At 66.3% G+C, this 13,392-nt stretch carries 11 protein-coding genes; 8 read left to right on the top strand and 3 right to left on the bottom strand.

Features of this window, described 5'->3' with window-relative positions; translation table 11 throughout:
- Nucleotides 1-114: 114 nt before the first annotated feature.
- Nucleotides 115-1,518 carry a DUF6498-containing protein gene (locus NO360_RS03375; RefSeq protein WP_256306013.1) on the top strand — a complete coding sequence of 468 codons (1,404 nt, stop codon included), beginning with the start codon at nt 115-117 and terminating at the stop codon, nt 1,516-1,518.
- A gap of 26 nt (nt 1,519-1,544) precedes the next feature.
- On the opposite strand, the gene NO360_RS03370 is transcribed toward NO360_RS03375, so the two are convergent.
- Nucleotides 1,545-2,501, bottom strand: coding sequence for an NADPH:quinone reductase (locus NO360_RS03370; protein WP_256306012.1), 957 nt, complete (start codon nt 2,499-2,501; stop codon nt 1,545-1,547).
- A gap of 89 nt (nt 2,502-2,590) precedes the next feature.
- Here NO360_RS03370 and NO360_RS03365 point away from each other — a divergent pair, with 89 nt between their 5' ends.
- The 5 genes from NO360_RS03365 (at nt 2,591) to NO360_RS03345 (ending at nt 6,562) form a co-directional block, all read left to right on the top strand.
- Nucleotides 2,591-2,746 (top strand): hypothetical protein, encoded by a 156-nt coding sequence (locus NO360_RS03365; protein ID WP_256306011.1) that lies wholly within the window; start codon nt 2,591-2,593, stop codon nt 2,744-2,746.
- Nucleotides 2,747-2,827: 81 nt separating this feature from the next.
- On the top strand, nt 2,828-3,973 hold the full coding sequence (sucC, locus tag NO360_RS03360) for an ADP-forming succinate--CoA ligase subunit beta (protein WP_256306010.1): 1,146 nt from the start codon (nt 2,828-2,830) through the stop codon (nt 3,971-3,973).
- The gene (gene sucD / locus NO360_RS03355) at nt 3,970-4,839 is read left to right on the top strand and encodes a succinate--CoA ligase subunit alpha (protein WP_256306009.1); all 870 of its coding nucleotides are present in this window, start codon (nt 3,970-3,972) and stop codon (nt 4,837-4,839) included. Before sucC ends, sucD begins: the two co-directional genes overlap by 4 nt.
- A 90-nt stretch (nt 4,840-4,929) precedes the next feature.
- Nucleotides 4,930-5,367 (top strand): CBS domain-containing protein, encoded by a 438-nt coding sequence (locus tag NO360_RS03350; RefSeq protein WP_256306008.1) that lies wholly within the window; start codon nt 4,930-4,932, stop codon nt 5,365-5,367.
- A gap of 76 nt (nt 5,368-5,443) precedes the next feature.
- Nucleotides 5,444-6,562: a DUF7350 domain-containing protein gene (locus NO360_RS03345; protein WP_256306007.1), complete on the top strand. Its 1,119-nt coding sequence runs from the start codon at nt 5,444-5,446 to the stop codon at nt 6,560-6,562.
- A 110-nt stretch (nt 6,563-6,672) separates the two neighbouring features.
- On the opposite strand, the gene NO360_RS03340 is transcribed toward NO360_RS03345, so the two are convergent.
- Both NO360_RS03340 and aglF read right to left on the bottom strand, forming a co-directional pair.
- Complete coding sequence (locus tag NO360_RS03340; protein WP_256306006.1) at nt 6,673-9,894, bottom strand: oligosaccharyl transferase, archaeosortase A system-associated; 3,222 nt, start codon at nt 9,892-9,894, stop codon at nt 6,673-6,675.
- Between the two features lie 105 nt (nt 9,895-9,999).
- Nucleotides 10,000-10,752, bottom strand: a complete 753-nt coding sequence (gene aglF, locus NO360_RS03335) for a UTP--glucose-1-phosphate uridylyltransferase AglF (protein WP_256306004.1) — start codon at nt 10,750-10,752, stop codon at nt 10,000-10,002.
- 330 nt (nt 10,753-11,082) lie between these two features.
- On the opposite strand from aglF, the gene aglG reads away from it, so the two are divergent.
- A complete protein-coding gene (gene aglG / locus NO360_RS03330; protein ID WP_256306003.1) occupies nt 11,083-12,003 on the top strand; it encodes a glucosyl-dolichyl phosphate glucuronosyltransferase in 921 nt (306 codons plus the stop codon).
- Between the two features lie 66 nt (nt 12,004-12,069).
- Complete coding sequence (locus tag NO360_RS03325) at nt 12,070-13,347, top strand: nucleotide sugar dehydrogenase (RefSeq protein WP_256306002.1); 1,278 nt, start codon at nt 12,070-12,072, stop codon at nt 13,345-13,347.
- The last annotated feature ends 45 nt before the right edge of the window (nt 13,348-13,392 follow it).

Below are 13,392 nucleotides of genomic sequence, written 5' to 3'. Positions count from 1 at the left end.
TGTACAGTCGTCGGGAACCGATTGGGCTAGTTCGCGAGCACCGAACCCACTCGGCTCGCGATGTGAGGCCGAACCAGTAGCTACATCAGCAGCGACCGGCAGCTTTCTCGAACGATGAGCGGCCCGACCGACCGCCCGTTCGCGACGACGGCGCTCGTCGCCGGCTTCCTCGCCGTCGTCGGTGCCAATCTCCTCCCGCTCGTCGGCGTCGTCGCCTGGGAGTGGACGCTCTGGTCGCTGCTGGGCGTCTACTGGATGGAGGCGCTCAGCACGGTCCTGTTGGCCGCGGCGAAGACGCTGTTCGCCGAGCGCGGCTCGCCGGGCGTGCCCGGGGGGATCGAACCGCTCCACGAACTCCGCGAGAAGCGAGGCGGGTGGCGGTTCCACGATTCGTGGCCGCCGGTCTACCCCCGGAACGTCCCGTTCGCGCTCTCGATCCTCGGCGTCTGGGCCGTGACAGTGATCCCGCTCAGCGCGTTCTACTGGCTCTCGGTCGCCCCCGACGTTCGACTCTCGCTTCACCTGGTGCTCGCGATCGGGGCGCTGTTCGTGGCCCAGGCCGCCGACTTCGCCTTCGAGTACATCGGCGAGCGGGAGTACGAGACGGTCTCGGCCCAGCAGATCGTCCGGACGCCCGCGCAGTTGTCCGCGCTCGTCCTCTCGCTCGGGCTCTTCACGGCCGACGCTGGTCGAGCCAGCGGGATCCTCGTCCTCCTGGCCGTCGTGCTCGCGAAGACGGCGCTGTCGGCGTACCGGTTCTACGTCGAACACGTCGGGACGCCGATCCTCCGACTGTCCGAGCGATTCCTCGACGGCGACGACAGCGAACCGCCCCCGGAACTGGAGCTTCCCGACGCCGACGTCCGGGCGCGGGTCACGGTCGATGCGAAGCCGGTCCTGCTCGGGGGCCTCTGGGCCATCGCCTACGGGTTCGCGAGTCGGGTCGGTCTCGCGACGCTCGCCCTCTTGGGGCTCTCGCTCGCCGCCGGCCGATGGGTGTGGTTCGCCGTCGCGCTCCTCCTCGCGCTCGCGATCGTCGCCGCGCGCGTGTCCAGCTACTACCTCCGGTACGGAACCGTCGAGTACCAGCGCCGCGGCGATCGGCTCGTCGCCTACGACACGGCGCTCGACGCCCCGCAGTGGATCGTCGCCGTCGACCCGACGACCGAGTTCGCGGTGCGAAACGCGGTCGCCGACCGACTGCTCGACACGGGAACGCTCACGATAACGGGCGTCGAGTCAGTCGATCGCGACGTGCAACTGGGGCCCGTGAGCGACGTCGACCGGGCGGTCGAAGCGCTCGACCTGCCGGTGGGACGCACCGAGCGGCCGGCCCGTAATCCGGCGGTCATCGTCGCGGCCGGCGTCCTCGCGCTGTTCTTCCTGGCGGTCCCGGTCGGGCTGTTCCTCACGCCCCGGGTCGGCGACGCGACGGCGACCGGGATCGCCGTCGCCTTCGGCCCGTTTCTCCTCGTGCCCGTGGTGGCGTTGCTGTGGGCGGCGCTCTCCCGGATCTGACGCTCAGCACGCGGATCTGGCGCTCCCTACGGCGTCAACACGAGCTTTCCGACGAAGCTGTCTTCCAGCACCGCGCGCTGGGCCTCGCCGGTCGCTTCGAGATCGTACGTCTCGTGGATCACGGGCGACACCTCGTCGCGGGCACAGAGGTCGGCCAGCCGCGTCAGCACCGCGCCGATGTCGTCGGCGTTGTACATCGACATGAACTGGTACCGGATCTCTTTGCCCTTCGTGACGCCGATGTCGTCGAAGCCGCCGCTCGAGGTGTCGTTACCGATGCCGATCACGCGCGCGCCGACGTTCGCGACGTCCGCGTTGAACTGCAGGTACCGATCCATGTGCAGGTCGACGATCACGTCCGCGCCCCCGGCGTCCGCGACGGCCTCGGCGAGGTCGTCCCGGGCGTAGTCGAGGACCTCGCTCGCGCCGAGGGCGTCGAGTTCGTCGGCGTGCTCGGGCGAGGCCGTCGCGAGGACGCGCGCGCCCATCGTCTCCGCGAGTTGGATCGCGACGTGGCCGACGCCGCCGCTGCCCCCGTGGACGAGCACCGTCTCGGCGGGTTCGGTGCCGGCGTGGTGGACGAGCCCCTGCCAGGCCGTCGTCCCGACGAGCGCGAGCGCCGCGGCGTCGTCGAAGGCGACCTCCTCGGGAAGGTGTGCGAGGACGTCTGCGGGCGCGGCGACCCGCTCGGCGTACGATCCGGGCATCCCGTTGCCCAGCCCCGTGCCGAACACGCGGTCGCCGACGGCGAAGGCCTCGACGCCGTCGCCGACGGCGGCGACGGTGCCCGCCACGTCCGATCCGCCGATGAAGGGCAGGTGCGGGACGGAATACTCGCCCTCGCGGAAGTAGGTGTCTACCGGGTTCACCGCGGCGGCTTCGACGTCGACGAGTACTTGTCCGTGATCGGGGACGGGATCGTCGACCTCGTCGACCGTCAGTACCTCGGGACCGCCGTGCTCGTGGAATCTGACTGCGCGCATCGGGCGGTCGTTCGTCGCGGACCTTGATAAACCACGCCTCACAGGGCGAGGGTACGTCGACCCGAGTGTGTCCGGACGGCGACGTCGAGATGACAGAAGCGACCCACGAGACCTCCAGCGACGCGACCGAACTCCGCGTCGACGTGAGCGGTCGCGGTCGGCTCTTCGGGCGGTCCGGTCGGGTCGCGCAGGTGGACGTCTGCCCAGAGTGCAGCCTCGTTCGCCTGTACGCGGCGTCGGAATAGCGTCCTCGGACCGTCGTTCGATCCCGGTACCGAGACGGATATCGACGGGCTTTATGCGGGCGCGCGTCCCTCTCTCGGACGATGCGCTTACACGAATACCAGGCGAAGAACGTCTTCGCCGATGCCGGGGTTCCGATCCCCGAGTCGCACCTCGCGACGACCGTCGAGGAGGTCGTCGAGGCCGTCTCGGAGATCGGCTACCCGGCGGCGATCAAGGCACAGGTACACGTCGGCGGGCGCGGGAAAGCCGGCGGCATCAAGATCGCGACCAGCGAGGAGGAGGCCCGGCAGTACGCCGACGAGATCCTCGGAATGGACCTGAAGGGGTACACGGTCGAGAAGGTCCTCGTCGAGGCGGGCGTCGACTTCGAGAACGAATTATATGTTGGAATCACGATGGACCGCGGCGAGGGCGAGCCCGTCGCGATGGTCTCGACGGAGGGCGGCGTCGACATCGAATCGGTCGCCGAGGAGACGCCCGAGGCGATCGCCCGCGAGCACATCGACCCCGCGTTCGGACTGCACCCCTACCAGGCCCGGAAGGCCGTCTACGACGCCGGCATTCCGAAGGACGTCGCCGGCGACGTCGCGTCGATCCTCTCGACGCTCTACGAGCTCTACGAGTCGAAGGACGCCTCCGAGATCGAGATCAACCCCGTGATGATCACGGCCGATCGCGAGGTCGTCGCGGCCGACGCCGTGATGAACATCGACGAGGACGCGCTCTTTCGACAACCGGACCTCGCGGAGATGGAAGAGGAGGCCGCGGAAGACGACCTCGAAGCGAAGGCCAACGAGTACGGCTTCGACTACGTCCGCCTCGCAGGAAACGTGGGAATCATCGGCAACGGCGCGGGCCTCGTGATGACGACGCTCGACCTCGTCGATCACTTCGGCGGTCAGCCCGCGAACTTCCTCGACATCGGCGGCGGCGCGAAGGCCGAGCGCGTCGCGAACGCCCTGGATATGGTCTTCTCCGACGAGAACGTCGACGCCGTGGTGTTCAACATCTTCGGCGGTATCACCCGCGGCGACGAGGTCGCCAAGGGGATCAACGAGGCGCTCGAATCTTTCGACGAGATCCCGAAGAAGGTCGTCGTCCGACTGGCCGGGACGAACGCCGAGGAGGGAATGGAGATCCTCAACACCGACCTCGTCGACGTCGAGGCGACGCTTGAGGACGCGGTACAGCGAGCGGTCCAGAACGCACAGGAGGCATCCCAATGAGCATCTTCGTCGACGACGACACCCGAGTCGTGGTACAGGGAATCACCGGTGGGGAGGGGAAGTTCCACACCGAGCAGATGATCGAGTACGGCACGAACGTCGTCGCCGGCGCGGTCCCCGGCAAGGGCGGCCAGAAGGTCGCCGGCGTGCCGGTCTACGACACCGTCGATGGGGCGGTCGAGGCCGAGGACGCCGACGCGTCCGTCGTGTTCGTCCCGCCGGCCTTCGCCGGCGACGCCGTCTTCGAGGCCCTGGATACGGATCTCGACCTCGTGGTCGCGATCACGGAGGGCATCCCGACGCAGGATATGGCCAAAGTGAACAAGCGCCTTTCAGAAACGGACACCCGCCTCATCGGCCCGAACTGCCCCGGGATCATCACGCCCGGCGAGGCGAAGTTGGGAATCCTCCCCGGCAACATCTTCGAGTCCGGCGACGTCGGTCTGGTCTCCCGCTCGGGGACGCTGACCTACCAGGTCGTCTCGAATCTCACTGAACGGGGGCTCGGCCAGACCACCGCCATCGGCATCGGCGGCGACCCGATCATCGGCACGTCGTTCGTCGACGCACTGGAGGCCTTCGAGGCCGATACGGAGACGAAAGCGGTCGTGATGTGCGGCGAGATCGGGGGCGAGGACGAGGAGCAGGCCGCGCAGTTCATCGCACAGAATATGGACACGCCCGTCGCGGGCTTCATCGCCGGCCGCACCGCGCCGCCGGGCAAGCGGATGGGTCACGCCGGCGCGATCGTGTCGGGATCGGGGACCGGAACCGCCCAGTCGAAGATCGACGCGCTCAACGACGCGGGCGTTCCCGTCGGCGACACGCCCAACGAGGTCGCCGAGTACGTCGAGGACTTCCTGTAAGCGCGAGCGGGGCGTCGGAGCCGGTCGGAACCGCTCTCCTCCCGCCGCGACCAGTGCGGTCTTTTTGTATTCCGGGCGTCTTCGGCCACTATGCGCGTCAGCGACATTCTGTCGTCGTCGGTCGTCACGGTCGACGTCGACGCCTCACTCGCCGAGGCTGTCGGTCGAATGCTCGACGCCGACGTCGGGAGCGCGGTCGTCACCGACGACGGCGCGCCGGGAGCCATCGTCACCGAGCGCGACGTCCTCGAAGCGACCCGCCGAACGGACGAACCGCTGTCGGCGATCGACGTCAGGCGCGCGGCCAGCGCGCCGCTCGTCACGATCGGACCGTCGGCCTCTATTCGGCGAGCGGCCCGACAGATGCGCGAGAACGACGTCCACCGCCTCGTCGTCGTCGACGGCATCGACGTCGTCGGCGTCGTCTCGACGACTGATCTGATCGCCAACTACACCGGCATCCGCGAAGCGGAACGAAAGCACGCCGACGCGGAGTACGAGTGGCTCACGCGCGAAGACGTTCGGTGAGGGGCTCGACGCGACCGCCCGCTCGCTCGGCCTTCGGAACCGTCATCACCGTCGAGTCGCAAGTTCGAGAGAGACGATGGCACCTTCACCCCCGACACGCTCGCAGTCGAGCAGGACCCGGCGCGCGTTCCTCGGGAGCGTCGCGGCCGGCGGCCTGCTCGGGACCGCCGGCTGTCTCCAGACGCTCGGCTTCCAGCGGCAGTCCGCCTGGCGCGACCCGCCTCTGGCCCCCGACCGACCCGACGCCGTCTACGTCCCGGCGGTCACCGAGGGGATGGGGATGTACGGGCGCGCGACCGCCGGCCGGTACGGCGTCGCGCTCACCTACTCCTATCCGCACCGCTTCTGGACGCTCACGGGCGCGGAGAAATCGAAGACGGTCGTCGAGGCCGACGACGATCTCCACCTGATGGCGTCGCTGTGGGACACCGAGACCGGGATGGCGCTTCCGATCGATTCGGGGCTGGCGGTCGAGATCCGAAACGAGGACGGCCTCGTCTCCCAGGAGGTGGCCTATCCGATGCTCTCCCAGCAGATGGGGATGCACTACGGCGACAACTACCCGCTCGACGGCGCGGGTGCCTACGAGGCGCGGATACGGATCGGCGGCGTTTCACCCCGCCGCACGGGCGGTTTCGAAGGGGCGTTCGAGTCGACGGAGACGGCGACGATCGACTTCGAGTTCGATCCGAATCAGCTCTCGGAGATCTCGATCTCCGAACCCGAGAACGGCGGCGAGCGCGGCGCGATCGCCCCGATGAAGATGGACGGCGTGCCCGTCGGTCGCGCGCCCGACGCCGACTCTCTCCCCGGACGACACCTCGGACGCGGGAGCGTCGGCGACGTCGTCTTCGAGGCCTTCGCGGTCGAAGGAGGGGACCTGGACGGCCGGTTCGACGCCGACCCGTACCTGTACGTCTCCGCGCGGACGCGGCACAACGAGATCGTCCTCCCGATGATGGGTCTCGAAGCGGCGGTGACCCAGGACGGTGAGACGGTCTCGGAGGCCCGGCTGGCGTCGACGCTGGACCCCGATCTCGGCTACCACTACGGCGCCGCCGACGGCGACGCCACTGCAATCCGCGCGGGCGACGAGCTGCAGATCTCGATCACGACCCCGCCGCAGATCGCCCGCCACGACGGCTACGAGACGGCGTTTCTGGAGTCAGGCGAGGTTTCGATGACGATCGAGTAAACATCGACTTCGGCTTTCTGCGAGGATTCGACGGTCGCTACTGACGGCGCTGACGACTCGCTTCCGGCGCTCTCTACGCGTGAAGACTACGAAAACGCGTCCGAGCGGCGTTAGCTCGCCCGCGCGACGCCGGTCTCGACTGTCGGCGCGTGCAGGCTCGATTGGGTGTCGGACGAGGAGTCACCGGACGTGCCGTCGGTGCTTCCGGAGCCGTCGGTCGTACCATCGGTCGACGTCGAGGCGGACGCCGAGTCGCCGTCGGAGCCGCCGCCGATCTGTAACTGCTGCTCGTTGCGTTCGAGTTCCACGCTCACGGCCCCGTCCTCGTCGCCGTTGACGTCGCCTTCAGCGACCGAGAGGTTCGCCTGGTAGTTGACGATCGACCCGTTCTGGAACGACGCGGGCGAGGAGATCGTGTACGGGCCCGTCGAGCGCACGCTGACGTTCGTGTAGCCGTTCTCCGGGCCGTACTCGTCGTAGCCGGTCGTCGAGTACGGCAGCGTCATCTCGAAGTTACCGTTCTCGTCCGTCTCCGCGCGCTGCGTGTAGGTGAACGTCGAGTTCGTGTTCGGGATCCGGAGCTCGGTCTGCGCCGTCACGTTGGTGTTCGCGGGCGCACCGCTGCCCTCGACCGTCGCACCGGGGACGCGCTCGAAGGTCTTGACCCACGCGGGGTTACTCGGGACGGCCGCCTGCGGGCTGACGCCGAGGATCTGCGAATTGCGGCCGGTGGTCCGGAGGATCGAGTTCGACGCGGAGGTGTTGCTGACGTGCGCGAGACGGTAGTGCTCCAGCGCCTCGACGCGTTCGGACGGGTACTGCCCGATCCCGCCGATCTGGGCGGTGCCGTCCTCTTCGACGTACGCCTCGGCGGCGCTTATGTTCTCGAAGGTCCGAACGAAGGTCTGTTCGCCCTGCGGGTTCGCCGGCACCGTCACCGAGTCGCCGCCGGCGGCCTGTACCTGGCGGGGATCCCAGTCGACGACGACCGGCGAGGGCTGTTGGGCGCTCCCGTGGTAGTAGTACAGCCGCGTCATCGTGCTGTCGTAGAAGCGGTCCGTCCGAACCGTGGTGGTCCCGACGAACTGCCCCTCGTTCTCGTCGTCGAAGCGGTACAGGGGCTGGAGGAAGTCTTCGCGGGAGACGTTCTCCTCCGCGTTGTAGAACACGGTCGGCGCGCTGAACTTCGAGCCCGGGGTCGCCATCTGCCAGTCGACCATCACGTAGCGGGTCTGATCGCCCTCGGTGCTCTGCGAGGTGAGGACCGCTTCCGATTGGGTCTCGTTCGGCGCGAGCAGGAAGTTCGCGGCGCTCGTCGCGCCCTGCTGGAACGGGTTCGCGTTCGGGACGCGCTCGCCCTCGACGGTGATCCAGTGGCCGTAGTCCCACCAGGACATCACCCCGTAGGCCCCCTTCGGGTACTCGAAGTCGTCGGTCCGTTCGTAGGTGCCGTAGTACTCCATCTGATCGGCGTTACCCGCGCCGCCGAGATTACCCTCTTCGGGGGTGTTTCCTTGCATCCACGAGAGCGACTCGTCCCAGACGGTGACCGCGCCGGGATTGTGGTTCTGCGCGGACTGCCACGCGGGCGACGTCTGCGTGTTGCCGACGGTGATCGGGACGGCGAGCGCGGGCCCGAGGATCAGGAGGAGCGAGGCGACGATCGCCAGTACCTGATAGCCGTGGATGTCGTCGACGGCCTCGCGTGCGGACACGTCGAGGTTGACCCACCCGAGGACCTGCCCGAAGAGGTAGGCGTTGAACACGGCGACGACGAGCGCGAGATAGTAGTTGAAGCGGACCTGCGTGAACGCCATCGACGTGATGAACACGGCCCAGACGACGATGAACAGTTTGTCGGCGTCGTATTCTGTGAGATATGTTGCACCGACGATGAGCGCCGAGACGATCAGCAGTCCGGCGACCTGTTCGTCGATGCCAGTAACGCTCTCGACGCCTCCGAGAACGGCCGGGACGAGGAAGATGAGCGCGATGATCGCCAGCGCGCCGGCGACGTACCCGTACGCTCGGTTGGACCCTTTCTTGACGAGCGGGCGCGTATACAGCCAAACCGCGGCCGCCAGCCCCGTGAAGAACGTCAGGCCGTACTCGATCGAGATCCGACCGGCGGCCTCGACGCCGTACCGCTGGAGGGACGACGGCGCGATGAAGGGCTGAGCCTCGCCGATGGTTCGAGCTGTCGCGCCCGCAGAGAAGCCCACGATGCGGAGGAGGTTGTTCACGACGAGGTCGATGACGCCGATCGGGAGCACGGCGAGGACGCCGATCCCGACAACTGCGAGGCCGGCGACCGCGGCCGGATAGAGACTCGTGTCGAGGTCGGCCGATTCCCACGTGCGGGCGAGCCACGCGAGGACGACGGCGGCGGCGGCGACGCTCGCCGCGGCCAGCGGCTGGAGCAGCGATGGATCGTTCGTCGAGAACGACAGCAGTTCGAGGTCGAGAAGCGCCATCACGGCCACGACGAGCATACTCGTCGCGACGACGAACGCGGTCGGTTCCGGGGTCTGCTCGTTGACGACGTCGCTCGTGATCTTGACCAGCGTGAAGACGCCGACGATGCCCACGAGGACGACGCCCGGCGGCCACGTCCAGATGTAGACCCCAGTGAGGAAGCCCGCCAGGAGGCTCCACTTCAGTGGCTCCTCGATCGTGTCGATCTCACGGCGTTCGACGACCTCCTCGCGAACGACCTCCCAGACCGGCATGGTGGACGCGGCCTTTTGCAGGGCGATCACGAGGCCCGCGACAGCGAGGCCCATCGCGAGCGGTTCGACCGCGTTGTGGTCGGCCGTGCCGACGAGCGTCCGGCTGAGGAAGGAGCCGGGCAGAAGCAGCAGGACGGCCGCACCGAAGAGACCGGCGAGCCGGCCGGCGAGACGCTTGCCGATAACGTAGACCGGAATCGCCGCGAGCGCGCCGGCGACCGCTGGCGCGAGGAGGAGGGCCTTCGCGACGAGTTCGGGGCTCGGTGAGCCGAGACCGACCACCAGCGCGATCGTGGCAACGATCTGATCGTACAGCGTGCCGAACTGCCCGGCGAACGCGCCGTAGGGGAAGCCCGTCCAGGGATCGAACGGCATCGTGGACGGCCAGTTCTGCACTGTGTACATCACTTCCCGATAATGATACCACCCGTCGTTGCCGGAGAAGAATACCTCGCCGTCTCGGATGAAGTTTGAATACGATTGTATCCGTATCGCGAACATTGCAACTACCACGAGGAGGAGCGCGGGGACCTGATACCAGTCCTCTACGATGCCGAGGACCGACTTGCCTCCTCCGTCGTCAGCTTCACTACGCGAACCCATTATGGAGAGATTGTTTCGGAAAGCGCGAATAAGCCTTTTGTTAAGCGGACGAGAGCGGCGGCAGAATCGGTCGTTTTCTCCGGAACAGCGCCACCGTCGAGCGGGTTACTCGGCAGTTGCGGTCGGGTCCTCGGATTCGACCTCGAACCCGTCTTCTAATCTCTCTTCGGCCTCGTCGCGATCCTCGGGGTAGCCGACGTCGATGCGCCAGCCGTCCATCCGGATCGCGTCGATCGTCCGACCGGACTGGATGAGCAGATCGATCGCCTCCGAGAGTTCGTACTCCTCGCGATCGGAGGGCTGGACGAGGTGACAGGCGTGGAAGATCGCCGGCGTGAACGTGTAGAACCCGGTCATCACGAGGTTCGTCGGCGGCTCGTCGGGTTTCTCGATTACTTCGACGATTTCCCCGTAGTCGTTGGTGTCACAGACGCCGTATCGAGAGGCCTCCTCGTATGGCACTTCCTCGACGAGGAAGGCGGCGTCGGCGCGGTCCTCTCGCTGTCGGTTGACGACGTCTGCGAGGTTCGCATCGAAGATGTTGTCGCCGAGCATCAGGACGAAATCGTCGTCGACGTGGTCTTCGACAGTCAGAAGCGCGTGCGCCAGTCCGTTTGGCTCACGCTGGTGGGCGTATGTGATCGGGACGCCGTCGTAGGTGTCGCCGTAGTACTCGATGAGCTTCTCTTTCTTGTAGCCGACGACGACGAGCAGTTCGTCGACATCGAGTTCCAGGAGCCGATCGAAGCAGTGACTGAGAATGGGCCGGCCGTCGACCTCGACGAGGGCTTTCGGCTTGTCCTCGGTGAGCGGCCGGAGTCGCGTTCCCTGTCCCGCCGCGAGAACGACAGCTTTCATACGATCACCGAGATGGCTCTCCGAGAAATGTCTTTCCGTTCTGTACGTTTTGCGTCGGACTTGTGCGATCTGGATTTCGTACTCTCCGCGGTCCCCACCGGCCGGGGCGCGGAACCACTCCCGCTCCGACGTGTTCCCAAGCGGGGTATTCCCGGAACGGACAACCCCACGTCGACGATGTCTGCCGGCTCACGTCGAGTCCGTATCCGAACGGAAACGTGCATAAAAATCCAATTTAATCATTATTCTAATATCCTCACACGACATCGTCCACAGCCGAATCGATCGTATACACAACCCTTACGGTACCGTGTCGGAATCACTCAGCCGATGAAAGTCTCCGTCGTCATCTGTTCGTACACGCTCGACAGCTACGAACACTTCGAGGAGGCCGTCGAGAGCGTGTTGAATCAGACGTACGACGATGTCGAACTCGTGTTGGTCTCCGACGGCAACGAGGCGGTCTACGAGCGTCTACGCGAGGACTACGGAGACCGCGATGACGTGGTCGTGACGATGACAGACGAGAACGTCGGCATCTCGGCGGCGCGCAATCACGGAATCGAGCACGCATCCGGTGACGTCGTCGCGCAAATCGACGACGATGCGATCGCCGATCCCGAGTGGGTCGAAGAACTCGTTGGTGTGTACGAAGAGACCGATGCCGTCGCTGTGGGCGGGAAGATGACAGCCGCGTGGGTCGCCGGGAAGCCCTCGTTTCTCCCCGAAGAGTTTTACTGGCTGATCGGCGTCACGCATCGCGGATTCGCCGATCCCGGCGAGGAAGTCCGCAACACCTTCGGATCGAACATCTCGTTTCGGCGCGAGGTGATCGAGGAACTCGGCGGGTTTGACCCGCACGTCGGCAGGAAGGGCGACGCGGAGATCCAGGCGCACGAGTCCGAACTCGGTACGCGGTTGCGACGCGAGTTCGGTCGGGGCGTCATCTACAACCCCGACGCCAAGGTCGCACACAAGGTGTTCGACTACCGGACCGACCCGTGGTGGCTGGCGAAGCGCGCCTTCTGGCAGGGGTACTCGAAACGCGCGCTCGAAACGCTGATCCCCGACGCCGAAGGCGGTGAGGAATCTGAATTTCTCAAATTTCTGCTGCTCGAATCCGTGCCGGATCGACTTCGGGGGTTGTTGCGAAACCCCTCCGGGGCGCGCGCGAGCCAACTCGTCTGGCTCCTGCTCCTGACCGGGCTCGTCGGCTTCGGCTACCTGTACGGAATCACCAAGTGGCGGTAAGGCGGTCCGGGGGCTTTCCGCTCGGAATAACAAGCCTAACAAACCGCGGTAGCGCAGGGAGCCACAATGAGTACGCACACTGCCGAGACAGTCGGCGTCGTCGGACTGGGATACGTCGGGCTGCCGCTGGCGCTCGCGTTCGCGCGCTCCGGCTACGATGTCGTCGGCGTCGACGTCGACGACGAGCGCGTCGATGCGTTAGCTGAGGGGAAATCCTACGTGACGGACGTGAGCGACGCCGAGGTACAGGAGGCCCTCGAAGGAGGCTTCCGTCCGACAACGTCCTACGAGGCGCTTGACGACGTTACCGGTGTATCGGTCTGTGTGCCAACGCCCCTCCGGAAGACCGGCCAGCCGAACCTCTCGTTCGTCGCTGAGGCGACAGAGTCACTGGCCGGGGTGATCCCAGACGGCTGTACGGTCGTCCTCGAGAGCACCGTCTACCCCGGGGCGACCGAGGAACTCGTCGCACCGACGCTCTCGGAGAACGGCCGGAGCGTCGGCGAGGACGTCTTCGTCGCGTTCTCACCCGAACGGATCGACCCCGGCCGGGAGGACTATCCCATCACAGCGATTCCAAAGGTTCTCGGCGGGGTTACTCCGGCCTGCGGCGATCGCGCGGCCGCGTTGTACGAACCAGTCTTCGAGGATGTCGTCCGCGTCGAGTCGGCGACGGAGGCCGAACTCGTGAAACTGCTCGAGAACACCTTCCGGGCGGTCAACATCGGGCTGATAAATGAAATCGCACAGATCGCCTACGAACTCGACGTGAACGTCTGGGACGTCGTCGACGCCGCGGCGACGAAGCCGTTCGGATTTATGCCCTTCTACCCCGGCCCGGGGCTGGGCGGACACTGCATCCCCGTCGACCCCCTGTATCTCTCTTGGAAGGCGGGCCAACAGGACATTCAGACGCGCTTTATCGACCTCGCGGACCAGGTGAACCGCGAGATGCCCAAACACGTGGTCCAGCGCGTGATGGAACTGCTGAACGAGGAGGGACTCGCCGTGTCGCGGTCGTCGGTCCTGATCGTCGGCGTCGCGTACAAGCCGAACGTCTCCGACGTCCGCGAGTCGCCCGCCTACGACGTGATCGGACTCTTGGAGGACCGCGGTGCCGATATCGAGTATCACGACCCGCACGTCCCCGAGTTCGAAGTGGAGGGGCACGCGTACGAGTCTATTGAACTGAGCGAGGAGCGGTTGCAGGCGGCCGACTGTGTATTGGTGCTGACCGACCACTCGGCAATTGACTTCGAGCGAGTGGTTGAGCAGTCGTCGCTGGTGTTCGATACACGGAACGCGACTTCGAGGTTTGACTTCGGGTCAGTCGTCCAGTTGTAACTGCCACGTCGAATTCATACACACCTGCGTCGGCTGGAAACTGAA

It is taken from the genome of Halobellus litoreus (assembly GCF_024464595.1).
In the GTDB taxonomy this organism is placed as follows: Archaea; Halobacteriota; Halobacteria; order Halobacteriales; family Haloferacaceae; genus Haloquadratum; species Haloquadratum litoreum.
This window is presented reverse-complemented; position numbering and strand designations above follow the sequence as displayed.